The organism is Bacillus sp. TE9106W (assembly GCF_054062215.1).
Genome location: NZ_JBSSFA010000004.1, coordinates 295,384 through 322,353, shown reverse-complemented (window position 1 = coordinate 322,353; position 26,970 = coordinate 295,384). Strand labels below are relative to the sequence as shown.

At 35.5% G+C, this 26,970-nt stretch carries 31 protein-coding genes; 23 read left to right on the top strand and 8 right to left on the bottom strand.

The features are described 5' to 3' along the window. Positions 1–141: 141 nt before the first annotated feature. Positions 142–369 carry a hypothetical protein gene (locus ACVWY7_RS10590; RefSeq protein ID WP_002156771.1) on the top strand — a complete coding sequence of 76 codons (228 nt, stop codon included), beginning with the start codon at positions 142–144 and terminating at the stop codon, positions 367–369. Between the two features lies 1 nt (position 370). Here the strand turns inward: ACVWY7_RS10590 and ACVWY7_RS10585 are convergent, their stop codons facing one another. Further along, positions 371–763: a DUF1885 family protein gene (locus tag ACVWY7_RS10585; protein WP_001163305.1), complete on the bottom strand. Its 393-nt coding sequence runs from the start codon at positions 761–763 to the stop codon at positions 371–373. A gap of 127 nt (positions 764–890) precedes the next feature. Between ACVWY7_RS10585 and ACVWY7_RS10580 the strand changes: the two genes are divergently transcribed. The 4 genes from ACVWY7_RS10580 to ACVWY7_RS10565 all read left to right on the top strand — a co-directional run bounded on the left by ACVWY7_RS10580 (position 891) and on the right by ACVWY7_RS10565 (position 1,873). Then, positions 891–1,187, top strand: coding sequence for a DUF3055 domain-containing protein (locus ACVWY7_RS10580; RefSeq protein WP_011181837.1), 297 nt, complete (start codon positions 891–893; stop codon positions 1,185–1,187). Positions 1,188–1,382: 195 nt separating this feature from the next. After that, positions 1,383–1,511, top strand: coding sequence for a GapA-binding peptide SR1P (locus tag ACVWY7_RS10575; protein ID WP_000536778.1), 129 nt, complete (start codon positions 1,383–1,385; stop codon positions 1,509–1,511). A gap of 59 nt (positions 1,512–1,570) precedes the next feature. Then, positions 1,571–1,699 (top strand): GapA-binding peptide SR1P, encoded by a 129-nt coding sequence (locus ACVWY7_RS10570; protein ID WP_000536809.1) that lies wholly within the window; start codon positions 1,571–1,573, stop codon positions 1,697–1,699. 45 nt (positions 1,700–1,744) lie between these two features. Beyond that, positions 1,745–1,873 (top strand): GapA-binding peptide SR1P, encoded by a 129-nt coding sequence (locus ACVWY7_RS10565; RefSeq protein ID WP_000536793.1) that lies wholly within the window; start codon positions 1,745–1,747, stop codon positions 1,871–1,873. A 34-nt stretch (positions 1,874–1,907) separates the two neighbouring features. Here ACVWY7_RS10565 and ACVWY7_RS10560 read toward each other — a convergent pair whose 3' ends face one another. Together ACVWY7_RS10560 and speA are read right to left on the bottom strand one after the other, a co-directional pair. Beyond that, positions 1,908–2,738 (bottom strand): protein-glutamine gamma-glutamyltransferase, encoded by an 831-nt coding sequence (locus ACVWY7_RS10560; protein WP_000635331.1) that lies wholly within the window; start codon positions 2,736–2,738, stop codon positions 1,908–1,910. 75 nt (positions 2,739–2,813) lie between these two features. Next, positions 2,814–4,286 (bottom strand): arginine decarboxylase, encoded by a 1,473-nt coding sequence (speA, locus tag ACVWY7_RS10555; RefSeq protein ID WP_000084883.1) that lies wholly within the window; start codon positions 4,284–4,286, stop codon positions 2,814–2,816. A gap of 366 nt (positions 4,287–4,652) precedes the next feature. Here speA and ACVWY7_RS10550 point away from each other — a divergent pair, with 366 nt between their 5' ends. Continuing rightward, complete coding sequence (locus ACVWY7_RS10550) at positions 4,653–4,922, top strand: UPF0223 family protein (protein WP_000456563.1); 270 nt, start codon at positions 4,653–4,655, stop codon at positions 4,920–4,922. Between the two features lie 81 nt (positions 4,923–5,003). Here the strand turns inward: ACVWY7_RS10550 and ACVWY7_RS10545 are convergent, their stop codons facing one another. Further along, positions 5,004–5,630 (bottom strand): YktB family protein, encoded by a 627-nt coding sequence (locus ACVWY7_RS10545; protein ID WP_000175083.1) that lies wholly within the window; start codon positions 5,628–5,630, stop codon positions 5,004–5,006. Positions 5,631–5,836: 206 nt separating this feature from the next. Here ACVWY7_RS10545 and ACVWY7_RS10540 point away from each other — a divergent pair, with 206 nt between their 5' ends. Further along, on the top strand, positions 5,837–6,025 hold the full coding sequence (locus ACVWY7_RS10540; RefSeq protein WP_001250168.1) for a hypothetical protein: 189 nt from the start codon (positions 5,837–5,839) through the stop codon (positions 6,023–6,025). Positions 6,026–6,113: 88 nt separating this feature from the next. Then, positions 6,114–6,905 carry an inositol monophosphatase family protein gene (locus ACVWY7_RS10535; RefSeq protein ID WP_001158696.1) on the top strand — a complete coding sequence of 264 codons (792 nt, stop codon included), beginning with the start codon at positions 6,114–6,116 and terminating at the stop codon, positions 6,903–6,905. A 44-nt stretch (positions 6,906–6,949) separates the two neighbouring features. Here the strand turns inward: ACVWY7_RS10535 and ACVWY7_RS10530 are convergent, their stop codons facing one another. After that, positions 6,950–7,129: a DUF5325 family protein gene (locus ACVWY7_RS10530; RefSeq protein ID WP_000400127.1), complete on the bottom strand. Its 180-nt coding sequence runs from the start codon at positions 7,127–7,129 to the stop codon at positions 6,950–6,952. A 140-nt stretch (positions 7,130–7,269) separates the two neighbouring features. On the opposite strand from ACVWY7_RS10530, the gene typA reads away from it, so the two are divergent. From typA to ACVWY7_RS10515, 3 genes are all read left to right on the top strand, one after another. Continuing rightward, positions 7,270–9,114: a translational GTPase TypA gene (gene typA / locus ACVWY7_RS10525; protein ID WP_000914763.1), complete on the top strand. Its 1,845-nt coding sequence runs from the start codon at positions 7,270–7,272 to the stop codon at positions 9,112–9,114. Between the two features lie 156 nt (positions 9,115–9,270). Further along, a complete protein-coding gene (locus ACVWY7_RS10520) occupies positions 9,271–9,573 on the top strand; it encodes a YlaH-like family protein (RefSeq protein WP_000893654.1) in 303 nt (100 codons plus the stop codon). 14 nt (positions 9,574–9,587) lie between these two features. Next, on the top strand, positions 9,588–9,863 hold the full coding sequence (locus ACVWY7_RS10515; protein WP_001258144.1) for a hypothetical protein: 276 nt from the start codon (positions 9,588–9,590) through the stop codon (positions 9,861–9,863). Positions 9,864–9,898: 35 nt separating this feature from the next. On the opposite strand, the gene ACVWY7_RS10510 is transcribed toward ACVWY7_RS10515, so the two are convergent. Further along, complete coding sequence (locus ACVWY7_RS10510) at positions 9,899–10,099, bottom strand: YlaI family protein (protein WP_001995040.1); 201 nt, start codon at positions 10,097–10,099, stop codon at positions 9,899–9,901. 145 nt (positions 10,100–10,244) lie between these two features. On the opposite strand from ACVWY7_RS10510, the gene ACVWY7_RS10505 reads away from it, so the two are divergent. Further along, positions 10,245–10,700: a pyridoxamine 5'-phosphate oxidase family protein gene (locus ACVWY7_RS10505; protein ID WP_000024581.1), complete on the top strand. Its 456-nt coding sequence runs from the start codon at positions 10,245–10,247 to the stop codon at positions 10,698–10,700. A 247-nt stretch (positions 10,701–10,947) separates the two neighbouring features. Continuing rightward, positions 10,948–12,276 carry a PhoH family protein gene (locus tag ACVWY7_RS10500; protein ID WP_000358083.1) on the top strand — a complete coding sequence of 443 codons (1,329 nt, stop codon included), beginning with the start codon at positions 10,948–10,950 and terminating at the stop codon, positions 12,274–12,276. A gap of 31 nt (positions 12,277–12,307) precedes the next feature. Here ACVWY7_RS10500 and ACVWY7_RS10495 read toward each other — a convergent pair whose 3' ends face one another. Next, complete coding sequence (locus ACVWY7_RS10495; RefSeq protein ID WP_001289793.1) at positions 12,308–12,805, bottom strand: molybdopterin-binding protein; 498 nt, start codon at positions 12,803–12,805, stop codon at positions 12,308–12,310. Between the two features lie 150 nt (positions 12,806–12,955). On the opposite strand from ACVWY7_RS10495, the gene ACVWY7_RS10490 reads away from it, so the two are divergent. The 3 genes from ACVWY7_RS10490 (at position 12,956) to pyc (ending at position 18,320) form a co-directional block, all read left to right on the top strand. After that, entirely contained in the window at positions 12,956–13,243 is a 288-nt protein-coding gene (locus ACVWY7_RS10490; protein ID WP_000135695.1) for a YlaN family protein, read from the top strand. Between the two features lie 125 nt (positions 13,244–13,368). Then, complete coding sequence (gene ftsW / locus ACVWY7_RS10485; protein ID WP_000832776.1) at positions 13,369–14,550, top strand: putative lipid II flippase FtsW; 1,182 nt, start codon at positions 13,369–13,371, stop codon at positions 14,548–14,550. 323 nt (positions 14,551–14,873) lie between these two features. Further along, entirely contained in the window at positions 14,874–18,320 is a 3,447-nt protein-coding gene (gene pyc / locus ACVWY7_RS10480; RefSeq protein WP_000164071.1) for a pyruvate carboxylase, read from the top strand. Positions 18,321–18,397: 77 nt separating this feature from the next. On the opposite strand, the gene ctaA is transcribed toward pyc, so the two are convergent. Beyond that, positions 18,398–19,333 carry a heme A synthase gene (gene ctaA, locus ACVWY7_RS10475; RefSeq protein ID WP_001188730.1) on the bottom strand — a complete coding sequence of 312 codons (936 nt, stop codon included), beginning with the start codon at positions 19,331–19,333 and terminating at the stop codon, positions 18,398–18,400. 497 nt (positions 19,334–19,830) lie between these two features. Here ctaA and ctaB point away from each other — a divergent pair, with 497 nt between their 5' ends. The 7 genes from ctaB (at position 19,831) to ACVWY7_RS10440 (ending at position 26,969) form a co-directional block, all read left to right on the top strand. Continuing rightward, entirely contained in the window at positions 19,831–20,754 is a 924-nt protein-coding gene (ctaB, locus tag ACVWY7_RS10470) for a protoheme IX farnesyltransferase (protein ID WP_001015052.1), read from the top strand. Positions 20,755–20,847: 93 nt separating this feature from the next. Beyond that, positions 20,848–21,897, top strand: coding sequence for a cytochrome c oxidase subunit II (coxB, locus tag ACVWY7_RS10465; RefSeq protein WP_000745267.1), 1,050 nt, complete (start codon positions 20,848–20,850; stop codon positions 21,895–21,897). Between the two features lie 60 nt (positions 21,898–21,957). Further along, a complete protein-coding gene (gene ctaD / locus ACVWY7_RS10460) occupies positions 21,958–23,793 on the top strand; it encodes a cytochrome c oxidase subunit I (protein ID WP_170933223.1) in 1,836 nt (611 codons plus the stop codon). Next, complete coding sequence (gene ctaE / locus ACVWY7_RS10455; protein WP_000557860.1) at positions 23,793–24,416, top strand: cytochrome c oxidase subunit III; 624 nt, start codon at positions 23,793–23,795, stop codon at positions 24,414–24,416. The genes ctaD and ctaE overlap by 1 nt, the downstream gene beginning before the upstream one ends. A 3-nt stretch (positions 24,417–24,419) precedes the next feature. Next, positions 24,420–24,752, top strand: coding sequence for a cytochrome c oxidase subunit IVB (gene ctaF / locus ACVWY7_RS10450; protein ID WP_000985698.1), 333 nt, complete (start codon positions 24,420–24,422; stop codon positions 24,750–24,752). Between the two features lie 85 nt (positions 24,753–24,837). Beyond that, a complete protein-coding gene (gene ctaG / locus ACVWY7_RS10445; RefSeq protein WP_000069017.1) occupies positions 24,838–25,743 on the top strand; it encodes a cytochrome c oxidase assembly factor CtaG in 906 nt (301 codons plus the stop codon). A 227-nt stretch (positions 25,744–25,970) separates the two neighbouring features. After that, entirely contained in the window at positions 25,971–26,969 is a 999-nt protein-coding gene (locus ACVWY7_RS10440) for a formamidase (RefSeq protein WP_000535793.1), read from the top strand. Position 26,970 lies beyond the last annotated feature (1 nt).

Below are 26,970 nucleotides of genomic sequence, written 5' to 3'. Positions count from 1 at the left end.
GAATGAATATATAATACTTTAATTGATCGTTAGAACATATATGAATCCAAAAGCCATATATATGCTTTCGTATAATATGTAATTGATTCAAACTTAATCCCATATATTAATAAAATAGAGCATGTCAAAGGAGAAGGTTCCATGAGAATATTACATGTTATATTTTATCATTTTTTATTATGGAGTGGTTTTTCCATTGTATTATCATTGTCCAATGGTGATAAGTTGCATTATAAAGTCATTCTATTTTTTGTATTTCTGTATTTGGCATATGTGATTGCATACTTTGTGTTGCAAATTAGAAAGCAGGCATTATTCCTTACATGTTCAAATTGCATACTTTTCTTAATTATATTTTCTATTTTTTAAATTAACGTTTATAGAAATACATTGTTCTTCCATTAAATAATTGTAACTCTCCTTCTAATTTCTTCGCTAGAAAACGGCAAAATTCATTTGCTTTTCCTTTATCACCAAATGTTGCATTTGGTGGCAAAGAAATCTGAATATAAGATTGTTCCTTTTCTATACCGACACCAACATAGATGGAGTCATATCGATCGTGAGAAGATTGTAGTTTTAATGTTGTTGTTGAAGTATCTAAAATGTCATAAGGAAAAGCCGTATTTGTATAGGCGTAATTAATTTGAACACCAGTTTTGGAAGTAACTGTTTTATAATAATGAAAAAGTTGTTTTATATCATCTATTGAAACAGATTGTTGATTGGATTTAGGTACAAGCGTAATAAAGGCATGTTGCATATAAGTTCCCCCTAACTAAGTAGAATACTACCATTCTACATCCTACTGAATTTTTTGACAATTAAAAGGAGTATTCCTTTTTTTGTTTAATATATTAATGAAAGGTGATGTGGAAAGGTGGAAACCGATGTTTGAAAAATTGTATGATGAGCATGAAAGTGTGAAGGTACGATTTTTGGGGTTTATGACACATGATACTCGTTATGATTTTGGTGTTATTTATACAAATATGTTCTTTGGAAAGCCACTTATTGTTTGCATGCAAACAGGGAAGTCAACTTTACTTGGACGAGATGATGTGGAGAATATTCAATATTTACAGGAAGTTTTCAAATTAGGCTCAGAAGAGGAAGCAGCTGAGTTATCTCAGTTTTTCTCATTTCTAGTTCCATCTACATCTTTGCATGCGGAATACGAAGAATAAATAATGTAAAACAGTCGTACGTATAAATATGGCTGTTTTTTTGTTTGAATATCGCATACTAATTTAAATTTAAAATATTTAATGTGTTATACTAAAAACCTATTGACGTAAAAAGTATAACATATTAAAATAAAGACAGAAAGTTAAGCGGTTACAAAAAGTTTTTGGGATTATAAACTTAGGGGGAAATGAAAAATGGGAACAATCGTATGTCAAGATTGTGAAGGTACAATTGCACACTTCGAGGATGAGAAAGTAACAGTACTTTACGGGAAATGTGGATCTTGCGGATGTGATCACACAGAGCATACAAAAGCCCAATAATTGATAGGAAATGGACAGCTGAAAGTTTTTAGGACCATAAACTTAGGGGGAAATAAAAAATGGGAACAATCGTATGCCAAGTATGTGAAGGAACAATCGGACATTTTAAAGATGAAAAAACGATAGTACTTTACGGAAAATGCAGAACAAATTGTGACTGTGCTAGTAAAGATAATGCGAAAGCTTAATGATAAATAAGTAGATTACTATTAAAACTCAGGGGGAAATGAAAAATGGGAACAATCGTATGCCAAGTATGTGAAGGAACAATCGGACATTTTGAAGATGAAAAATCAACAGTACTATACGGGAAATGTGGATCTCATTGCGACTGTGACCATAAAGAACATTCAAAAGCTTAAATGAAAAAAGCGCCTACATATGTAGGTGCTTTTTTTAATAAACTGTAGTTGTGTTGCCAACTGTTGCAACGATTGCATCATCTCTAATCGGAATAAATCCTATGGATGTCTGTGGTGTACTAGGAGAAGCGTGGTAGCTCATGAGACGGCTATCAATACGGGTAATAGTATCGGTTAAGAAAGCGGAAATGAAAGCGTAAGGGACTCGTCGCTCATTTAATGCGTATATAATTTCTTCTTTCGTTTTTACACCTACGCCATGCCCATAAAAAAAGAAATTTCCTAGATAGATTGTATTTTCTCCTTGCCACTCGATTGTAGCTGGATTCACTTGTGGATTTTTAAAGTAAACGAGATCACCTGGGACAAGATCGCCACCTGTCTTTGTTATGAGCTTTAAATCTTGATCGTAGTCCCACGTATAAAGTAAAAGGTTTGCAAAGAGACGGTTGAAAGTTTCTTCCTCATACAATGATAGTAAAGCTTTGTAAAAAATAATGATCATAGCGGTGGCACATTCAGTTCCATATAGTTTTCCGTTTTTGAAAATATCTTGTATGGCAATGGAAGGGGGTATGTTTGGAAGGAGCTCGAATCCTCCAAGAGACGTTCTTTTCCAATATTGAGGGTTGCAAAAAGATTGTTGAAATGTGCGAAACTGAAAACCACTTTGAAAAAGTTCTAATGCAGAAGTAATAATATTAACGCGCAAATTTAGATCAAAGCTGAGTTCATTAGAGGTTCGAAAGGAATAGATTTCTTGATTTCCTGCCATTATAGATAAAATTTGTTGTTTCTCAGCTGCAAATGGCTCATATTCATTTGTGATATAAGGATGTACAATAGAACGGCCTATTACAATCATAGTAGTATCCCCACCTATACGTTACATTACATAATATCGTATGAGAAAAGGGAAAAAGGGTGAAAGAAAAGCCTATCAACTGATAGGCTTGTACTCTTTGATCACGCGTAATGTTTGTAATGTCATATCTTCAGGACCTTGTACAGGTAAACCTGCTTCTAAGTTTTTACGAATATACTCTAAGTTGTCTTGTGTAATAATTTCCCCCGGAGTAAAGATTGGAATCCCTGGCGGATAAACCATAACGAAATCAGCTATAATACGACCTGCTGCATTTTCAAATGGGATGACTTCTGTTTCCGAATAAAAAGCATCTCGAGGAGAAAGTGCTAACACAGGTATTTCTGGAATTTCTACTTGTATTCGAACACCTTTATCAGCTTTATTTTTAAATGTTGCTGATAAATCTTGTAATGCTGCAATAAGTGTATTCGTCTCACTTTCTGTATCCCCAAAAGTGACAAGACATAGTATGTTGTATAAATCTGAGAGTTCTACTTCAATGTTATATTGCTCTCTAAGCCATACTTCAGCCTGATGGCCTGTAATACCTAAATCTTTTACAGATACAATTATCTTTGTAGGATCATAGTTAAAAGTAGCATCCGTACCTAGCATTTCTTTCCCTGGACAGTAAAGATGTTCAATATCATTTATAGCATTACGAACTTGTTCCGCTAATTGTATTGTTTGTTCTATAAGCGCCTTTCCTTCTGTAGCAAGACGTTTTCTAGCAACATCTAGGGAGGCTAACAAGATGTAAGACGTTGATGTAGTCGTAAGCATGCTAATAATAGATTGAACATGTTTTACGTTCACAAGGCCTTCTTTTACATTAAGAATAGAACTTTGCGTTAAAGATCCACCTAATTTGTGAACACTCGTTGCTGCCATATCTGCACCGGCTTGCATCGCTGACATCGGCAGTTCATCGTGAAAATGAATATGAACACCATGAGCCTCATCAACGAGTACAGGGATATCGTAAGAATGTGCTAATTGTACAATCTGTTCTAAGTCCGCAGCAAAGCCAAAGTATGTTGGATTAATAACAAGTAAGCCTTTCGCATCTGAGTGCTCTTCAAGTGCTTTTTTGACAGATTGGATTGTGATTCCATGTGAAATACCAAGTTTTGGATCGATTTCAGGATGCATGAAAATAGGTTTTGCACCTGAGAAAATAATAGCTGACATTACTGATTTATGCACGTTTCGTGGCACTAGTATTTTGTCACCAGGACCGCAAACGCTCATCACCATTGTCATTATTGCGCCACTTGTACCTTGAATAGAAAAGAAAGTATGATCCGCACCAAATGCAGCGGCTGCTAAATCTTGTGCTTCTTTAATCATACCTTTTGGATGATGTAAATCATCGAGCGGCGCAATGTTAATTAAATCAATTGCTAATGCATTATGCCCAATAAATTCGCGAAATTCAGGATCCATGCCTTGCCCTTTTTTATGACCTGGAATATGGAATTGAATTGGATTTCGCTTACTGTGCTCAACTAAAGCGGTAAACAATGGTGTTTCGTATTGGGACAATCTATACACCCCTTCTTTTTTTAATATTTATTAGAGTTTGTTTTATATAATCTCATTCTAAAAAAGTTAAGTTCTTTTTTAGAATGAGACTTGTTTTTCTGCCATTCACAAAAGCTTTTTTGAGATGGGAGCTTCACTTTATTTCCTATAAAACAAAAGCATTATATCACCAATAATTATAGATGTATAGCAAAAAATATTTTTACGGTGAGTATGTTAAATAGTTGATCCCTACTAACTTCTAGAGGAAGACAATTCCATTAAAATGAATAAATAGTGTATAATGCAAAGTGGCTATACTGAAGAAGAAAAAATCTCTTTAAAATAGCGAGTTGAAATAAGAAGAAATGATAAATGAGGTGCACAATGGAATATCAATATCCGTTAGATTATGATTGGTCAAATGAGGAAATGGTTACAATGGTGAAGTTTTATGAAGCGATTGAGAAAGCATATGAAAAAGGAATTATAAGAGAAGAGTTAATGGGATTATATCGTCGTTTTAAAGAGATTGTTCCATCGAAAGCAGAAGAAAAGAAAATTGATAAAGAGTTTCAAGAAGTAAGTGGGTATTCTATATACCGTGTGATTCAAAAGGCTAAAGAAATCGAAGAACAAAAGCTTGTGAAAATGTAAAAAATATTTTGAAAAATAAAAACTGAAGTGATATAATGTGATAACAACTAAAAACGGACAATATAAATTGTCCGTTTTCTACTATCGATTACAAAGTGCATATAAAGGAAGGAGTGATTGCATCGTAGATTCAATCTTAGCAAGGAATTGTTCGTTGGTCATTGCTGAAAACTCCTCTGGTGATATATGAATACCAACTAATAATTCTGCTTTTTTCACAGTGGCTAGACGTTCAATCATCTTTTGCAAGTCTTCTGTTTCAAGTGTTTTATGTAATTTTACACTTGGTTTAGTATGGTCAATGGACCAAACGAAGTCATTTGGAATATTTGTTTTTAAATCATTTAAATGTTCTAAGAAGGCGTGAGCCGTCTCCACTTTTTGTGGACACTCATAGATTAAACCAAAGTATATGAAGGCATGAGTACCCCATAATCCAATTTGGAAATGTGGTAGCATTTTATATCCGCGTTTATTTGTTGAAAAAGCAACCCAAGTATCGTTTGGTGGATTGACTTTGCGACGTGCGTGTTTTGCTACATGATAAAAAAAGTTCTCATCAGTTTGTTTGGATAAATACGCTGCAAACTGTTCCCCTAAAGCTTCTAGCTTAGGATGAATGTTCGTTTTAATTGCACTCATTCGTTCTTCGAGACCATCAACTGTAAAGACCTCAAAATCAGTTGATTTGAATGTTTGTAGTGTCATGATTGTTCCTCCAACTCCTATTTTGCTTTTATTTTAGCATAGCTTGTACTATTCATAAAAAAAACAGCACAAAAAAATTTAAATAAAAAAATATAATTTTGTTGCATAGATGATTTATCCAACATAGTATAGTATAAAACAAAAAATCAGAAAATTGAATCAATTCTAGTCCGAGGGCAGACGAATATTGGGAGGAGGCAAATAATATGAGACAGGTGATTAATGCGTTAAAGAGAACAGATGCTGAAAAGAGAATACCGGTGCTACGTTTGGAGCTAGATTATGAATTAGCAACTTTATATGATGCGATGATGGAAAATGATAAACAGAAAAAAGAAGAGTGTGTACAAAAGTTAGAAGTGTTAAGACTTGAAATGATTCGTTTAGAAGCGTAATAATAGTATATGTATAAAAAATTAGTTGGTGCGAACCTTATAAAGGGTTCGTTTTTTCTGTGAACAGTATAGATCGGAGTGTTTAAACATGCAAGAAGTATGGAAAGACATCGATGCACACGCCAAACAGTGGATTCGGGATGCAGGAGAGCATTTAATGGCATCAATGAAAAAAGCACTTATTATAGAAACAAAATCAAATGCAGCTGATTTAGTAACAAATATGGACCGAGAAATAGAACAGTTTTTAATTGGGAAAATTAAAGAAACATTCCCACATCATAATATTTTAGGTGAAGAGGGCTATGGAGACGAGGTAACTTCTTCTGACGGGGTTGTTTGGTTAATTGATCCAATTGACGGCACGATGAACTTTGTTCACCAAAAAAGAAATTTTGCGATTTCAATTGGGATTTATGAGAACGGTATCGGAAAGATTGGACTTATTTATGATCCAGTTCATGATGAATTATATCATGCGTTAAAAGGGGCTGGAGCATTTTGTAATGAAGTACCAATACCTTTATTACAAAGAGGTACTGTAGAGCAAGGTATTGTAGCTTTAAATGCGATATGGCTTACCGACAATCCATTGCTTAATATGGAAAGTATGATGGCACTTGTTAAGAAAGCAAGAGGTACGAGATCATATGGCTGTGCAGCATTAGAGATGGTATACGTTGCAACCGGAAGAATCGATGCATATGTAACGCCAAGATTATCACCATGGGATTTTGGCGGGGGACAGATAATTGTAGAAGAAGTTGGAGGTAAGGTAACAACATTCTCCGGAACGCCACTTTCTATCGTAGAGAAGAGTAGCGTGTTAGTTGCGAAGCCAGGGGTGTATGAAGAAGTGTTATCGTTTATATCGAAGTAACAAAAAAAGTAAGAGGCTGTAAATAGGCTTCTTACTTTTTGACGTTATTGCGATTTACGCATTTTTCTTTTTGTTACAAAACCGTATCCAACTGTAACAAATGTGCCGATAATGCAAATAATAATACCGATGGGACTATTTTCAGCAATCATAATGCCGATACCAATTAAGAAAATAACACCGATAATTGCGGTTAATAAAAAGCGATATTGAATGTGTTCCATTTCTTCACCCTCCAATCTCATTTTACTTTCACAAAAGTAAGAATACAACTATATTTTCATTCTTGATTTTATTTTAATTGCTATTGTATCCCCTTCGCTCTTATAATAGAGAAGGATTAAAAAGACATTAGGAGTTGGACATGTTGAAAAAACGACAAGATTTACGTAATATAGCAATTATTGCCCACGTTGACCATGGTAAAACAACACTTGTTGACCAGTTATTACGTCAAGCGGGGACTTTCCGTGCGAACGAACACGTTGAAGAACGCGCAATGGATTCAAATGATCTAGAAAGAGAACGCGGTATTACAATTTTAGCGAAAAATACTGCGATTCACTATGAAGATAAAAGAATTAACATTTTAGATACACCAGGTCACGCTGACTTCGGTGGAGAAGTAGAACGTATTATGAAAATGGTTGATGGTGTATTACTTGTTGTTGATGCATATGAAGGTTGTATGCCACAAACACGATTTGTTTTAAAGAAAGCTCTTGAGCAAAACTTAACTCCAATCGTAGTTGTAAATAAAATTGACCGTGACTTCGCTCGTCCTGATGAAGTAGTTGATGAAGTAATCGACTTATTCATCGAACTTGGTGCAAACGAAGATCAATTAGAGTTCCCAGTTGTATTTGCATCAGCAATGAACGGAACAGCAAGCTTAGATTCAAACCCAGCAAATCAAGAAGAGAATATGAAATCATTATTTGATACAATCATTGAACATATTCCTGCACCAATTGATAACAGCGAAGAGCCACTTCAATTCCAAGTAGCACTTCTTGATTACAACGACTATGTTGGACGTATCGGGGTTGGACGCGTATTCCGCGGTACAATGAAGGTTGGACAACAAGTTGCTTTAATGAAAGTAGACGGAAGTGTAAAACAATTCCGCGTAACGAAACTATTTGGTTATATGGGATTAAAACGTCAAGAAATCGAAGAAGCAAAAGCTGGAGACTTAGTAGCTGTTTCTGGTATGGAAGACATTAACGTAGGTGAAACAGTATGTCCAGTTGAACATCAAGATGCGTTACCATTATTACGTATTGATGAGCCAACACTACAAATGACATTCCTTGTAAATAACAGCCCATTTGCAGGTCGTGAAGGTAAATACATTACATCTCGTAAAATTGAAGAGCGTCTTCGTTCACAATTAGAAACAGATGTAAGTTTACGTGTAGATAATACAGAATCTCCTGATGCGTGGATTGTATCTGGACGTGGGGAACTACATTTATCTATCTTAATCGAAAACATGCGTCGTGAAGGTTATGAACTACAAGTATCTAAACCAGAAGTAATCATTAAAGAAGTTGATGGCGTAAGATGTGAGCCTGTAGAGCGTGTGCAAATTGATGTACCTGAAGAATACACTGGTTCTATTATGGAATCTATGGGTGCACGTAAAGGTGAAATGTTAGATATGGTGAATAACGGAAACGGTCAAGTTCGCCTTACTTTCATGGTTCCAGCACGTGGTTTAATTGGTTACACAACAGAATTCTTAACATTAACTCGTGGTTACGGTATTTTAAACCATACATTCGATTGCTACCAACCAGTACACGCTGGACAAGTTGGTGGACGTCGTCAAGGTGTTCTAGTTTCACTTGAAACAGGAAAAGCATCACAATACGGTATTATGCAAGTTGAAGACCGTGGTGTAATCTTCGTTGAACCAGGTACAGAAGTATATGCTGGTATGATTGTTGGAGAACACACTCGTGAGAATGACTTAACAGTTAACGTTGTGAAAATGAAACAACAAACTAACATTCGTTCTGCGACAAAAGATCAAACTTCAACAATGAAAAAACCACGCTTAATGACTTTAGAAGAGTCATTAGAGTACTTAAACGATGACGAGTTCTGTGAAGTAACTCCAGAATCAATTCGTTTACGTAAAAAGATTCTTGATAAGAGCGAACGTGAAAGAGCTGCTAAGAAAAAGAAATCTGTAGAAGCGTAAAAAATAGAACAGCTATCTTAATATAAGGTAGCTGTTTTTTTTATGTTTATTTTTTAGAATATTTACTCTTTTTAGTGGACAGTATTTTTTTTGCGGGTTACTCTTGTATTAAGTGCATAAAGAAATTTTATTTTTTATGAGAAGGGAGGATAAATAATGTTAGAAAGAATGTCGTTTTTTGCGAAATTATGTAAAGTTGATGAAAATCCAGAACTAGGGATGTGGTTACTGTATGGCATCATTATTATATTAAGTGCAATTGTGTATAATTTAGGTTTTGCAAGAAAATTATCCATAATAAAAAATATAGTGATATATATATCGTTAGCGATTGGGTGTACAGTGTTAACTTTCTTTGCAGTTTTTTTACCTGTTGGAGAGGGGCTTGTTGTAGCGGCGATTGTACTTGGGATGTATAGGTTACGATTACGACAAGCGAGACAACAAAAAGCAGGGTGAGGGGGCGAAGTTTTATGCGTTCAGTACAAGATGCATTATATAATTGGTTAACAATTAAAACAGTTGCCGAAGCACGTCCGGATGATAGTGCTGCAAAAGAAACGTATTTGTTATTTCAAAATATGATATATGAAGAACACAAATTGAAGAATGTGGAAGTTAAAAAGAACGAGGAAATGTATTTAGTTACATATGAAATCGATGGGGAAAGAAAATCTGCAAGGTTTCCATTAGAAGCTATTGATTGTTTCTTGGATCAGATGAATCGTGAACCCGAAAAATATAAATAAGTCCTTATCTATATGATTAAGGACTTATTTACATTTTACCAATCGTCTTCGACTTTTTTATCACGATATAATCGGAAATTACCACTTGCATGACGTTCCATCGTACGTTCTGCAATTCGTTCCGAACATTCCATGCACATATATGTATGAATAGGGCGATTACGCAGTTTTTTTGCCATAGGATTTTCATCATCTAACATATCTTTTTTATCACAAATCATACATTTGACTCTCATTTCGTCACCTCAATACGAATTCTATCAGTATAAGTATATCATGGAAGTATAATGTTTTTGAATAATAGTGGGAAAAAATAATATTTTCGCAATTCAAAAAATAGGTTATGATAAGGATACATCAAGTATATTTGGGGGTGGAAATATGGCGAATGTAGTAGAGCCTACATTAACAGATGATTTAGTACAAACGTTGCGTAAAGATTGTATTGTTATGGTAGCAACAACAGATTTTGAAAAACAAGTTCCTAACGTAAGTGCTATTTCTTGGGTGTATGCAGTGAGTAAAACTAGTATTCGATTTGCAGTAGATCAACGTTCACGTATTGTGGAAAATATACGGCATAGTACTGGAGTGGTATTGACTATAATGGCAAATGAATCCGTATTTTCCATAAGTGGTGCAGGTGAAATTTTGACTGATAGAATGGAAAGCATTCCTCTAAAGTTAACTGTAATAGAAGTAAATGTGAAAGAAGTACGTGATGTTATGTTTTATGGTGCGAAACTTGCAACTGAACCAACATATGAAAAAACATACGATCTTCGGGCAGCAAAAAAGCTAGATAACCAAGTGTTAGTAGGAATGAAAGAATTATAAATTTAATAAATAAGAAAGTCAGTTAGTAACTTTTGTAATCAGTTATTGTGATTTTATGTTAATAATTATAATTAAAAGTAATATATTGAATAGAAATGAATAAAAAATAAATAAAAGGTTTAATGGCTATAAATTTCGATTCTACCTCGTTTATACGGTACATATAATTATAACAATGGTTCGTCCATATTGTTATGGATGAAACCCTTGTTCTACAAATTTAAAAGTGGAGTCAGGGGGTAACAGGTTGGATAAAATTTATGTGTTAGATACGAATGTACTTTTGCAGGATCCTTTATCTATTTTTTCATTTGAAACCAATGAAGTAGTGATTCCAGCAGTTGTATTAGAAGAGGTTGATTCGAAAAAACGTTATATGGATGAAGTAGGACGAAACGCTCGTTATGTATCTAAGTTAATAGACAAATTTCGTGAAATAGGAAAGCTGCATGAAAGTATTCCGCTAGAAAACGGCGGTACATTTCGTATTGAATTAAATCATCGTTCATTTGTTCAACTACAAGATATTTTTGTAGAAAAAACAAATGATAATCGAATTTTAGCTGTAGCAAAAAATCTATCTTTAGAAGAACAAGAAAAAGAGGACGGGAAGTCTGTTATTTTAGTAAGTAAAGATGTGCTCGTAAGGGTAAAAGCAGATGCAATTGGCTTGAAGGCGGAAGATTATTTAAGTGATCGCGTCATTGAAGTAGAAAATATATATTCCGGATTTTTAGAAGGGTATATATCAAAGGAGCAATTGGATTATTTTTATGAAAAAGGTGAGTTGCCTTTATCTGAAATTGCAAATCATCCTTTTTATCCCAATCAATTTGTAGTAATGAAAGACGCATTAGGGGGATCTAGTTCGGCACTGGGCATTGTAGATCACTTAGGTAAGAAGGTAAAGAAACTTATTTTTCATAATGAACAAGTATGGGGGATACGACCACGAAATGTGCAGCAAATTATGGGGTTAGAATTGTTGCTTCGTGAAGATATTCCATTAGTAACGTTAACGGGGAAAGCTGGTACAGGAAAAACATTACTAGCGTTAGCTTCAGGGCTCATGCAAACGGAAGATTTAGGACTATACAAAAAACTACTCGTTGCAAGGCCAATTGTTCCAGTCGGAAAAGATATCGGTTATTTACCAGGAGAAAAAGAAGAAAAATTAAGACCGTGGATGCAACCGATTTTTGATAATCTAGAGTATTTATTTAATACGAAAAAGCCGGGAGAGTTAGATGCTATTTTAGCTGGGATGGGTTCGATTGAAGTTGAAGCTCTAACGTATATACGCGGAAGAAGTATTCCAGATCAGTTCATTATAATTGATGAAGCACAAAATTTAACGAAACATGAAGTGAAAACGATACTAACAAGGGTAGGGGAAAAAAGTAAAATTGTATTAATGGGCGATCCTCAGCAAATTGATCATCCGTATTTGGATGAATATAATAACGGTTTAACATATGTTGTAGAGAAGTTTAAAGAGCAACGTATTAGTGGTCATGTGAAGTTTGTTAAAGGTGAGCGATCTAATTTAGCTCAACTAGCCGCAGATTTACTATAAAAAGGAGTGAGCCGAAGCTCACTCCTTTTCTTTAAATAATTGTAAATTTACGGATGTTACGAATTGGACTTTGTCTATTAGATCCATCATTGTAATATAAATGAACAGGGCCATCTTCTTTTAATGGTTTTCCTTCTTTTGAAAAACCAAGAATAGCATTTTTGACGGTTTCTAATGGAAGCGTTATTGTATCATCTACTGTTTCAATCGCGACTTGTGTAGCGTCATCTGAAATTTCGGCATTAGCAAGAAAAGGATGAAATGGTATACCGAACGTTCCAGTAATTAGCTGTTCTTTTTTATATTTCTTTACACTTTGTTGTATCGGCGGGAAAGCAGCACCATCACGGATTTCGCGATCCCAATGTTCTGAAGTGTTTTTTAAATAAGCTTCTAGTTCTGAAGTGTTTTCTCTCGTTTCATCAAAGTAAGTTGTCAAATCTACTTTTCGATCATCAAAGATCCAAACGGTTGGATCGATAGTGATTGGAAAACGAACTTTTCCATTAATAAATAAAATTTCGCTCATTGTTGTTCCCCCATTTGTGTTATACTCCCACTTTTCAGTATAATAGTATTAGACACTATTGTCACAAAAAATGTTTCTATTGCAATTTATTAAAACTATCGCTAATATTAATAGATAGGAGAGAGTAGGACGGAAACGGAGGGAATCAATTTGGCGTCTGAGACAGTATCAAATCATCAGGAAAAGGCACTAGCCCTTCTACAAGCGGATGCGGAGAAGATTTTAAGACTTATTAAGGTGCAAATGGACCATCTTACAATGCCGCAATGTCCATTATATGAAGAAGTGTTAGACACACAAATGTTTGGACTATCCCGCGAAGTCGATTTTGCAGTTCGCCTTGGTCTTATTGCAGAAGAACAAGGGAAAGCAATGTTAGGAGAGCTTGAACGTGAGTTATCTGCACTTCATGAAGCATTTACAAACAAACAACAATAACGGGTTCAAATAAGGGGGCTCAAACTGAAAAAGTTTGGGCTTTTTATTTGTATAATAAAGCAGGAAGAAGCAATGTACATATGGAATACAACAATAATTAAATTGAAACAGAGAGAGGAAATGAAATGAAAAGAGTATGGAAATCAATGGATTATTCATTATTACTTCCTCTTGTTATCTTATGTGTGCTGGGAGTTATAATGGTATATAGTTCTAGTTCCATTGTTGCGATTTCATCGAAATATAACTGGCCGGCAGATCACTTTTTTAAAAAACAATTAGTTTCTCTCGCTATTGGAACGGTAATGCTAGTGATTGTCGCTGTAGTACCTTACAAATTTTGGAGGAAGAAAATAGTTCTTGCAGCTATGGGGTTAGGGGGTATTGGCTTACTAACAGCAGCCTTCCTTTTCGGTAAGGTAATCAATGGTGCAAAAGGATGGATACTAGGTATACAACCAGCTGAGTTTGTAAAAATAGCAGTAATTATTACGTTAGCAAGTTTTTTTGCTAAGAAACAAGAGAGGCAAACCCCTTTTTTACAAGGGATAATCCCCCCCCTATTTGTGGTGGGTGGATCGATGGTATTAATTTTATTACAAAATGACTTAGGGACTGACATATTAATAGGTGGAACAGTGTTAATTATGTTCTTCTGTTCAGGAGTTAATGTTAACCTGTGGATAAAAAGGTTTATATTAACATCTATCGTATGGGTTCCTGCATTGTATTTTATTGGGAATTATAAATTGAATAATTACCAAAAAGCCCGATTTTCAGTTTTTCTTGACCCGTTTAACGATCCTCAAAATGATGGATTCCAATTAGTTAATTCATTTATTGGAATTGCCTCAGGTGGGTTAAATGGTAGAGGATTAGGGAATAGTATACAAAAGTATGGCTACTTACCAGAGCCGCAAACAGATTTTATTATGGCAATTATATCTGAAGAACTAGGTTTTATAGGGGTAGCTATTATTTTAATCTGTTTATTACTTATTATTATTCGTTCGTTTAGAGTAGCGCAAAAATGTAAAGATCCATTTGGAAGTTTAATTGCAATCGGAATTGCAAGTTTAATTGGAATACAAACTTTTGTTAATGTCGGTGGTATGTCTGGATTAATACCGCTTACAGGGGTACCTTTACCGTTTATTAGTTATGGTGGTAGTTCTTTATTGGCTAATTTAATTGCGATGGGTATATTATTAAATATTGCCAGTCATGTAAAACGACAAGAGAAAGAGCAAAATGAGATAATGAAAGAAAGAGAACAAGATGGACCACGTCTTGTAGTTGTAAAATAAAAACACATTGTGCTTTAGAGCGCGATGTGTTTTTTGTTTTTTAAATAGGATATACCATTTTGTTTTTTAACGAAAAGATATATCACATTCGAATAAATGTGATATACAATTAGGTTGTTACATAAGGAAGAGGTATGCTATACTATTTTTGTGAGACAAATTGCTCAGAAAACTTATCATTTGTTAAAAAATAAGGTATGATGGATAAAAATAAAGTGAAGCTTTCCAAGTATAATATAATGTAGAAAGTGAAGAACTTCACGCTCTTTAGGGTGTGTATATATTTTATCTCTAGAGTGGTAGGAAAGTAGAGGGGGAAAATCATGACAAAGCTGCAACGTATTCAAAAAGTATTGGTAGCTAACCGTGGAGAGATTGCAATTCGTGTGTTTCGAGCTTGTTCGGAACTGGGATTAAAAACAGTTGCAATCTATTCTAAAGAGGATAGTGGTTCTTATCATCGTTATAAAGCCGATGAATCCTATTTAGTTGGGGAAGGAAAAAAGCCAATTGATGCTTATCTAGATATTGAGGGCATTATTGAGATTGCGAAAAGTAATCATGTAGATGCAATCCACCCTGGATATGGTTTCTTGTCAGAAAATATTCAATTCGCAAAACGTTGTGAAGAAGAAGGGATTATCTTTATTGGTCCAAAAAGTAAGCATTTAGATATGTTTGGAGATAAAGTAAAAGCAAGAACACAAGCGCAGCTAGCACAAATTCCAGTTATTCCTGGTAGTGATGGGCCGGTAGATTCGTTAGAAGAAGTTAAAGAATTTGCTGAAAAGTATGATTACCCGATTATAATCAAAGCTTCCCTTGGCGGTGGCGGTCGTGGTATGCGTATTGTACGTACTAGTGAAGAATTAAGAGAATCGTATAATCGAGCGAAGTCAGAAGCAAAGGCAGCCTTTGGTAATGATGAAGTATACGTTGAAAAATTCGTTGAAAAACCTAAACATATAGAAGTTCAAATTTTAGCAGATGAAGAGGGCAATGTTGTTCATTTATACGAGCGAGACTGTTCTGTACAACGTCGTCACCAAAAAGTAGTAGAAATTGCACCTAGTGTGTCGCTTTCAGATGATTTGCGTCAGCGTATTTGTGAAGCTGCTGTAAAGTTAACGAAAAATGTAAATTATTTAAACGCAGGAACAGTTGAATTCCTTGTTAAAGATGATAATTTCTATTTCATTGAAGTAAATCCACGTGTTCAAGTAGAACATACAATTACAGAAATGATTACAGGAGTTGACATCGTTCAATCGCAAATTTTAATAGCTGATGGACATGCATTACATAGTAAAATGGTAGGTGTTCCAAAGCAAGAAGAAGTAGTTGTGCACGGTTTTGCAATCCAATCACGTGTAACGACTGAGGACCCACTAAATAATTTCATGCCGGATACAGGGAAAATTATGGCATACCGATCAGGCGGTGGCTTTGGGGTTCGTCTTGATACAGGTAATAGTTTCCAAGGTGCAGTAATTACACCGTACTATGATTCTTTACTTGTAAAAGTTACAACATGGGCGCTTACTTTTGAACAAGCTGCTGCAAAAATGGAACGTAACTTAAAAGAATTCCGTATTCGTGGTATTAAAACTAATATTCCATTTCTAGAGAATGTAGTAAAACATAAAAACTTTTTATCAGGGGAATATGACACTTCATTTATTGATGCGTCACCTGAACTATTCTTGTTCCCAAAACGTAAAGACCGCGGAACGAAAATGTTAAATTACATCGGGACAGTAACAGTAAATGGTTTCCCGGGAGTAGGGAAAAAAGAGAAACCAATTTTCCCGGATGCTCGTATACCGAATGTATTCCACTCAGAGCCGATCCAAAATGGAACGAAACAAATTTTGGATGAGCGTGGAGCAGACGGATTAGTAAAATGGGTACAAGATCAAAAACGTGTCCTTTTAACGGATACAACATTCCGTGATGCGCATCAGTCATTACTTGCAACGCGTATTCGTACAAAAGATTTACATCAAATTGCAGAGCCAACAGCGAGAATGTTACCGAACTTATTCTCAGCGGAAATGTGGGGCGGTGCAACGTTTGATGTTGCATATCGTTTCTTAAAAGAAGATCCATGGGAACGATTACTAGATCTTCGTGAAAAAATGCCAAATGTTTTATTCCAAATGTTACTTCGTTCTTCAAACGCAGTTGGCTACAAAAACTATCCGGATAATTTAATTCAAAAGTTTGTGGAGTGTTCTGCTCAAGCTGGAATTGATGTGTTCCGTATTTTTGATAGCTTAAACTGGGTGGAAGGTATGAGAGTTGCGATTGATGCTGTACGAGATACTGGTAAAATTGCAGAAGCAACGATGTGCTACACAGGGGATATTCACGATCCATTGCGTAGTAAATACGATTTAAATTACTATAAAAACTTAGCAAAAGAATTAGAAGCATCAGGAGCTCATATTTTAGGTATTAAAGATATGGCGGGCTTACTAAAACCAAACGCAGCATATGATTTAGTTTCAGCATTAAAAGAGACGGTATCGATTCCGATTCACCTGCATACACACGACACGAGTGGAAATGGTATATTAACGTATACGAAAGCAATTGAAGCAGGTGTTGACATTGTCGATGTAGCAGTAAGTTCTATGGCTGGTCAAACGTCACAACCAAGTGCGAACACGCTATACTATGCGTTAGGCGGAAACGAAAGACAGCCAGATGTTAATATAGATTCATTAGAAAAACTATCTCATTACTGGGAAGATGTACGTAAATACTACGCACCGTTTGAAAGTGGTATGAACGCTCCTCATACAGAGGTATATATGCACGAAATGCCAGGCGGACAGTACAGTAATTTACAACAACAAGCGAAAGCGGTTGGCTTAGGCGATCGCTTCGATGAAGTGAAAGTAATGTATCGCCGTGTGAATGATATGTTTGGTGATATTGTTAAAGTAACGCCATCATCTAAAGTTGTCGGTGATATGGCATTATTCATGGTTCAAAATCACTTAACAGAACAAGATGTTTTAGAGCGTGGACATTCTATGGACTTCCCAGGATCTGTTGTTGAAATGTTCTCTGGAGACTTAGGACAACCATATGGTGGTTTCCCGAAAAAGTTACAAGAAATTATTTTAAAAGGGAAAGAACCATTAACAGTAAGACCGGGTGAATTATTAGAGCCAGTAGATTTCGACGCGTTAAAAGAAGAGCTATTCCATAAGCTTGGACGCGAAGTGACGATGTTTGATGTAGTTGCATATGCATTATATCCAAAAGTATTTATAGATTACGAAAAAGTTGCTGAGCTTTATGGAAATGTATCTGTGCTTGATACACCGACATTCTTCTATGGTATGAGACTTGGTGAAGAAATCGATGTGGAAATTGAACAAGGTAAAACATTGATGGTTAAACTAGTATCAATCGGAGAGCCTCAGCCAGATGGAAATCGTGTTCTTTATCTGGAATTTAACGGTCAACCACGTGAGATTGTTGTGAAAGACGAAAGTGTGAAAGCAACAGTTGCACAACGCGTGAAAGGAAACCGTGAAAATCCAAACCACATTAGCGCAACAATGCCAGGAACGGTTATTAAAGTAGTTGTAATAGAAGGCGATGAAGTGAAAAAAGGCGATTCTATGGCAATTACAGAAGCGATGAAAATGGAAACGACAGTTCAAGCGCCGTTCAATGGTAAAGTGAAAAAAGTATATGTTAATGACGGAGATGCAATTCAAACGGGTGACTTACTCATTGAATTAGATCACTAAAATAAAAAAGAGTTGTGAAAACACAGCTCTTTTTTATTGCGAAAAAATACCTTGCCAATTCGGCAAGGTATTTTCATTTATTTTGTTTGTTTAGAAGTTGATGCAGCTTCTTTTGCATTCACTTTACTTCTTGTTCCTAACATAACTAAATAGCATAGTACAGCAAACAAACAAGAAATGAATAGGGAATGTAATAATGCCATTGCTAAACTAGCATTTGTAAATACGACTAAAATTCCTACTATAGCTTGAAGTGTAACAAGGATAAATGAAATAATCCATCCCCAGTATACGACAGGCTGTTGCTTATAATGGCGAATAGCGAGAATCATCGCATATAGTATCCAAACGAAAATTAACATGGCTGCCAATCTATGTCCCATTTGAACCCACTCATGTAGTTGAGTCGGCATAGGTCTATTTTTGCTACATAAAGGGAAGTCTGGACAAGCTAGGCTAGCTCGTTCGTGACGTACTAAAGCTCCTGTGTAGACAACGAGATAACAGTAAATTGTTACACCATAGATATGGAATTTCATTTTTTTGTCCATAATAAGTGAACGTGCATCAAACTTTTGGTCAATTTCAAAGATAAGACACGTTAATAAAATGACAGAAGCAAATGAAATTAAGGAAATACCAAAATGAATAGCAAGTACAGCTGGCATTTGTCCCCAGACAACTGCAGCGGCTCCCATTAATGCTTGTGCAACTAAAAATACGAAAGATAAAATTGCTAACGTTTTTGTTTCGCGCACATGTTTATAATATTTCCAGGACAAAATACAAAGGAGAGTGACAAGAATTCCTGCTGATCCTGATGTAAGGCGGTGACTTAGTTCAATAATAGTTTCCATTGATAAATTAGATGGAACAAATTCACCGTTACAAAGTGGCCATGATTTACCGCATCCTTGGCCAGAACCTGTTTTTGTAACTAAGGCGCCTCCTAATAAAACTATTAATAAATCAAGACTTGTAATGACTGCTAACCATTTAATAAAGCGTTGCAATCTCTTTCACCATCTTTCTGCTATGAAGTTATTGCGAAATATTTTCATTCCATTATGTATAGAATAAAACGCGCTAGTTCCTATGATATATAAAAAATAATAAAATAGCAAAGAAATGCCGGGGGAAGACAGGGGAGAGAAAACGGGTGTGGAAATAAGGTTTATAAGGAAATTTTTAGGTGAAAAATAGGCTGTTTTGAAAAGAAATGAGGAGAATACGTGTTAAATATGACAAAAAAGTTTATTATAGAAGGTAACATCATGTTATGATATGGATAAGTAAGAATTAAGTTTTTATATTCGACACAAAAAGTTCATGTTTTCTTCACAAAATGTTCGGGAAATATGATTTAATATATTGGAGTATGGGCGTAGATTAGTAGTAGGATGGGTTAACAATGTTTCTACTGTAATAATATTGCTATATAGAAGCGAATTATTTCATTTTGAAATAGGCGCAAAAAGAAAGATGAAAGTTTTAAGAGGGGGTTAAAGTGATGAACCATGCAACAAGTGAGCTGCATGATGAGTCTGCTGTTACAAGTATACCGGAAACAACTCGGTTACAAGATTTAAAAGCACTCGTTAAAATGGGGATTGTAAACTCAAATACACTTACTGTATTTACAGGATTTTGGTTGGCATTACACTTTAATGGATTAAGTGTGATGGACAATCTGGATAAGTTATTCTTTACAATCGTTGGTTCTGGATTAGTTATGGCAGGGGTATGTTGTTTAAACAACTACATTGATCGAGACATCGATCCATTAATGGAAAGAACAAAGACCCGTCCAACGGTTACTGGAAAGTATAAACCAGGATTTGCACTTACATTTGGATTAGTTATATTACTTCTTGGGTTTGTATTTTTATTATTAACAACACCAATGGCAGTTTTAATGGGGTTTATTGGTGCTTTCACATATGTTGTTCTATATAGTTTATGGACAAAGAGAAAGTATACACTAAATACTGTTGTAGGTAGTATCTCTGGTGCAGTTCCACCTTTAATTGGATGGGCAGCAATCGATCCATCTTTAGGTCATCCAATTGCTTGGATGCTATTTTTGATTATGTTTATTTGGCAAATCCCACATTTCCTTGCATTAGCAATGAAACGTGTTGATGAATATCGAAATGCAGGAATTCCAATGCTTCCTGTAGTTCATGGATTTGAAATTACGAAACGCCAAATTATGATTTGGACAGTATGTTTATTACCACTACCATTTTATATGAGTGGACTAGGGATAACATTTATGGTAATTGCAACGCTGCTTAACATCGGATGGATCGTTTTAGGATTTTATGGCTTCCGTAAGAAAGATGACATCAAATGGTCCGTACAAATGTTTGTTTATTCCCTAAATTATTTAACAATCTTATTTGTATCAATGATTGTAGTTACATTCTTCTAAGACAACGACATAATTGGATTTCTTTACGTTGAGATTTACTTTACTTAACTATAAAGTACAATCTAATTCACAAGGAAAGTGGGGGTTGTTTGTATGAAGAAACAGTGGCGACTGCTTTCGTTCGTTTCACTGCTGGCTTTACTGTTAGGGGGATGCGGTAAAGCCTTTCAATCTACTTTAATTCCGCAAGGAGAAGTAGCAAAAATGCAATATGATCTGCTCTTACTAGCAAGTGCAATCATGGTAGGAGTAGTACTAGTAGTTACTATTATTTTCTTATATGTAATTGTGCGTTTCCGACAAAAGAAAGGTCAGGAAGATTATATTCCAGAGCAAGTTGAAGGAAATCACAAACTAGAAATTATATGGACAGTTATTCCGATTATTCTTTTGTTAATCTTAGCTGTTCCAACGGTTACATATACATTCAAACTTGCTGATGTAAGTGCGATGGAGAAAAAGAATATTGATAAAGATACTATCGTTGTTGATGTAACAGCGAATCTTTATTGGTGGGAATTTTCTTATAAATCAGAAAAGATAGTAACTTCTCAAGATTTAGTTATCCCCACAGGTAAGAAAGTGTATTTGAATTTGAAGGGTGCCGATATTAAACATTCGTTTTGGGTTCCATCTTTAGCTGGGAAAATGGATACAAATACAGATAATGTGAACAAAATGTGGTTAAAGGCAGATAAATCGGGCACTTATAATGGTTTTTGTACAGAATTTTGCGGCCCATCACATTCTTTAATGCAATTCAAAGTGAAAGCTTTAGATGAAAGCGACTACAAAAAATGGCTTGCTGATATGAAGAAAATTGATGGGAAGAAAGAAGTAGCTTCAACAAAGGCGCAAGAGGGCCAAGAAATATTTAATAAAAGCTGTATTGGTTGTCACGCAGTTGGATCTAATGATAGTAGACCACCTTCCGCTCGTATCGCACCAAACTTAGCAAACTTTGCGGATCGCGATACAGTTGCCGGCATCGCCGAAAACAATGAAGAAAACTTAAAAAAATGGCTGAAAGATCCTGAAAATATGAAACCAGGAAATAAAATGACTGGTAAATATGGCAACTTAACAGACGATCAAATTGATGCATTAAATGCATACTTACAAACGTTAAAAGTTGAAAAGTAAAGAGGGATTATTCGCGAAGGGGAGGTTGAAAACGTGAGTTCTGTAGCAAAAAAACAGGGGATGGGTGCTGTCATATGGGATTATTTAACGACAGTAGACCATAAAAAGATTGCCATTCTCTATTTAATTGCAGGTGGATTGTTTTTTGTAATAGGCGGAATAGAAGCTCTATTTATTCGCCTTCAATTAGCGATTCCTAACAACGCTTTTCTTGTTGGGGATGCTTATAATCAAGTATTAACCATGCACGGTACAACAATGATTTTCCTCGCAGCTATGCCACTCGTGTTTGCATTTATGAACGCCGCTGTACCACTTCAAATTGGTGCACGTGATGTAGCGTTCCCGTTTTTGAATTCACTCGGATTTTGGTTATTTTTCTTTGGTGGAGTATTTTTAAATTTAAGTTGGTTTTTAGGTGGAGCACCTGATGCAGGATGGACATCTTATGCATCTTTAGCTTTAGCCTCTAAAGGCCATGGTGTTGATTTTTATGTACTCGGCTTGCAAATCTCCGGTATAGGTACATTAATTGGAGGCATCAACTTCCTTGTAACCATTATTAATATGCGTGCGCCAGGGATGACGTATATGCGTATGCCGATGTTTACATGGACGACATTTGTAACATCTTCGTTAATATTATTTGCTTTTCCGCCGTTAACTGTCGGATTAGGACTTTTAATGTTAGACCGCTTATTTGGAACAAGTTTCTTTAATCCAGCGCTGGGCGGGAATACAATTATATGGGAGCATTTATTCTGGATTTTTGGTCATCCAGAAGTATACATTCTTATACTTCCAGCTTTCGGAATATTCTCAGAAATCTTCGCTACATTTTCGAAAAAACGATTATTTGGTTATTCGTCGATGGTGTTTGCGACAGTATTAATTGGATTTTTAGGATTTATGGTATGGGCGCATCATATGTTTACTGTTGGACTTGGTCCAGTTGCCAATGCTATTTTCTCAGTTGCAACAATGGCTATTGCGGTTCCGACCGGTATTAAAATATTCAACTGGCTCTTTACAATGTGGGGCGGAAGTATTCGCTTTACGACACCTATGATGTGGGCAGTAGCCTTCATTCCATCATTCGTAATGGGAGGAGTTACAGGTGTTATGCTAGCATCTGCACCAGCTGATTATCAATTTCATGATAACTATTTCGTAGTAGCTCATTTTCATTATGTAATCGTCGGCGGTGTTGTATTTGGTCTACTTGCAGGAGCGCATTATTATTGGCCACTGATGTTTAATAAAGTATTGAATGAAACGTTAGGAAAGATAACATTTTGGTTATTCTTTATCGGTTTCCATTTAACGTTCTTCATTCAGCATTTCCTTGGGTTAATTGGTATGCCGCGTCGTTACTACACATACCTTGAGGGACAAGGATTAGAGATGGGGAATATGATTAGTTCTATTGGAGCGGTATTTATGGCTCTTGGAACGATTGTTCTTCTATTCAATGTCATTAAAACGACAGTTTCAAAAGAAAAGGCAGGGCGTGATCCATGGGATGGACGCACATTAGAATGGACAATGCCAGCGCCTACACCGGAATATAACTTTAAACAATTGCCATTTGTTCGCGGGTTGGATCCGTTTTGGATTGAAAAACGCGAAGGGAATAAAGAGATGACAGCGGCAGAACCAGTTGGTGATATTCATATGCCAAATCCATCATTTTCACCATTTATCATTTCTTTAGGATTGTTTATAGCGGCATTTGGTGCAATGTATATGCAGGGTGGAAAAGATAAGTTTTGGTTATTAGTAGCAATTATTGGTTTAATCATTACGTTTGGTGCAATGTTCCTGCGTTCAGTAATCGATGATCATGGATATCATATTCATAAGGAAGATTTAGAAGATAAGGGGGGCAAGGCGTAATGCATGTAGATGAAAAATTAACGAATGAAACATTTCCAGCAGAGCCTGAAAAAGCAACCCTTGAAGGGAAAAATAAGTTTGTCGGTTTTTGGTTATTTCTTGGAGGCGAAACAGTATTGTTCGCTTCCTTATTTGGCACATATTTAGCGTTAAAGAATTCTACAAATGGTGGACCAACATCTCAAGAGATGTTCCAAATGCCACTCGTTTTTATTATGACGATGCTTTTATTAACGAGTAGTTTAACGAGTGTATATGCGATGTATCATATGAAAAACTTTAATTTTAAGAAAATGCAACTTTGGCTACTGGTAACAGTATTGCTAGGTTTAGGGTTTTTAGGGTTTGAGATATATGAGTTTTATCATTATGCGCATGAATTTAAGCATACTATGAGAAGTAGTGCGTTTGGTTCCGCGTTTTATGCTCTTGTTGGTACACATGGACTCCACGTATTGTTTGGGTTGTGTTGGATTTTAACATTAATCTTTAGAAATGCGAAGAGAGGTCTAAATTTATACAATGCACCGAAGTTTTATGTTGCATCGATTTATTGGCACTTTATTGACGTAGTTTGGGTGTTTATTTTCACTGTAGTATATTTAATGGGAATGGTGGGATAAACAATGGCGATAAAGCAAACGAATAATCCTAAAGTTGATCTTATTTACCGGAAGAGAAAAAGTGCGGAGGAAATGAAGCATCAAGTTATTACATTTGCATTAATGATATTTTTAACATTAGTTGCATTTGTAGCAGTAGCATATCCGAAAACTTTCAGTCCGACTTTCTCAGTACCATTTATTTTACTATTAGCTGTGGTACAAGTAATTTTTCAATTGTACTATTTTATGCATATGAGTCATAAAGGACATGAAGCCGCAAGTTTCTTTCTTTATTCGGGTCTGTTAATCGGGTTGATTACAATTTTAGCTTTTATGACAATTGTGTGGATTTGAAAAGTGAAGAATAAGGGAGCTTGTGTTGTCACAGCTCCCTCTTCATATTATGTGAAAGGATAACCTTAAGAAGGTAGGTGTGACAATGAGTAACTTGTGGATATTTGGTTTTCAAGCTCTATGGAGTCCAATCTTTTTATTATTTATGCTTTCGATCCTTATTGGGTACTTTTTAATTATTGGGCCATATAGAATGCGATTTGAACATGCGACGAAGGTAAGTAAGAAGCAAGTTTTTTATTTTACGACCGGAATTGTTCTTTTGTATTTTGTAAAGGGAGGTCCTATTGATTTAATTGGTCATATTATATTTAGTGCACATATGTTCGAAATGGCAGTCATGTATATTGCAGTTCCGCCGTTATTGTTACTTGGTATACCAGTTTGGTTATATCGTTATATTACTTCTTTTAAGTTCGTTCAAATTATATTAAAGGTATTTGCTAGGCCTCTTATCGCATTGTTTGTATTTAATGGCCTGTTTTCTTTTTATCATTTACCAGTTGTTTTTGATACAGTAAAACAAAGTCAAATTGCTCATCCTATTTGTCTCGCTATATTGTTCTTTACAGCAATCATGATGTGGTGGCCGATGCTAAATCCATTACCAGAATATCAAACGTTAAGTGATATAAAGAAACTTGGTTATATGTTTGCGAATGGTATATTATTAACGCCAGCTTGCGCGTTAATCATTTTTGCGACTGCACCGTTATTTGCAACGTATACGGATTCTGCTGCTTGGATGAAAGCGATGGAACTATGTGTGCCAGCGGGAACTTTATCAGATTTAAATATAACTGGACCGGAATTTTTGCATTGGATGCCGGTCGTACAAGATCAACAAACTGGTGGCATTATTATGAAAATTGTCCAGGAAATAGTGTATGGTACAATTATCGGTTATGTATTTTTCCGATGGGCCCGTCGAGAGCGTGAAAAAGATAAAGAACAGTTGCAACAATTACCGCCATATTTACAGACGAAGTAAAAAGTGTATGGGTTTCCATACACTTTTTTAGTTTTACTAAACTTTAATAAATTGAATTTTCTAATTATTTATGTTAAGTTAGTGTAGGCATGTACTAAAAGTGGATATAAGATTTACTACTAGCTTTAATACATAATAATTCCATGTGTAGTACAAGTTTTTTAGAGAGTTACAAATTTATATTGTTATCTTTAATAAAACAAGGACTATTTTAAGGGGGAATTTAAATGGGTAGTAGTGGAAGTATGGTAAAGCCAATTAGTGGGTTTTTAACAGCATTAATACAATATCCAGTACCGGTAGTAGAGTCCCGTGCAGACATTGATAAACAAATTAAACAGATCATAAAAACAATTCATTCAACTAAAGCAGGGTATCCTGGATTGGAATTGATAGTATTTCCAGAATATAGTACGCAAGGGCTTAATACAAAAAAATGGACTACAGAAGAGTTTTTATGTACAGTCCCTGGGCCAGAAACAGACTTGTTTGCTGAGGCATGTAAAGGGTCTGAAGTATATGGTGTTTTTTCTATAATGGAAAGAAATCCTGATGGTGGAGAACCGTATAATACAGCAATAATTATTGATCCACAAGGTGAAATGATTTTGAAGTATCGTAAGCTAAATCCTTGGGTGCCAGTTGAACCTTGGAAGGCTGGAGATTTAGGTTTACCTGTTTGTGATGGACCGGGAGGAAGTAAATTAGCTGTTTGTATTTGTCATGATGGTATGTTTCCTGAAGTAGCTCGTGAAGCAGCTTATAAAGGTGCAAATGTCTTGATTCGTATTTCTGGATATAGCACACAAGTTAGTGAACAATGGATGTTAACTAATCGTTCGAATGCATGGCAAAATTTAATGTATACATTGTCGGTGAACTTAGCGGGTTATGATGGTGTATTTTATTATTTTGGTGAAGGACAAGTATGTAATTTTGATGGGACTACTTTAGTGCAGGGACACCGAAATCCTTGGGAAATTGTTACTGCTGAAGTATATCCAGAGCTAGCAGATCAAGCTAGATTAGGATGGGGTCTCGAAAATAATATATATAATTTAGGTTCAAGGGGATATGTAGCGACTCCTGGTGGGGTGAAAGAAAACCCGTATACGTTTGTAAAAGATTTAGCTGAAGGTAGATATAAGGTTCCTTGGGAAGATGAGATTAAAGTAAAGGATGGAACTATTTATGGGTATCCAGTCAAAAAGACGATTCATTCTTAAA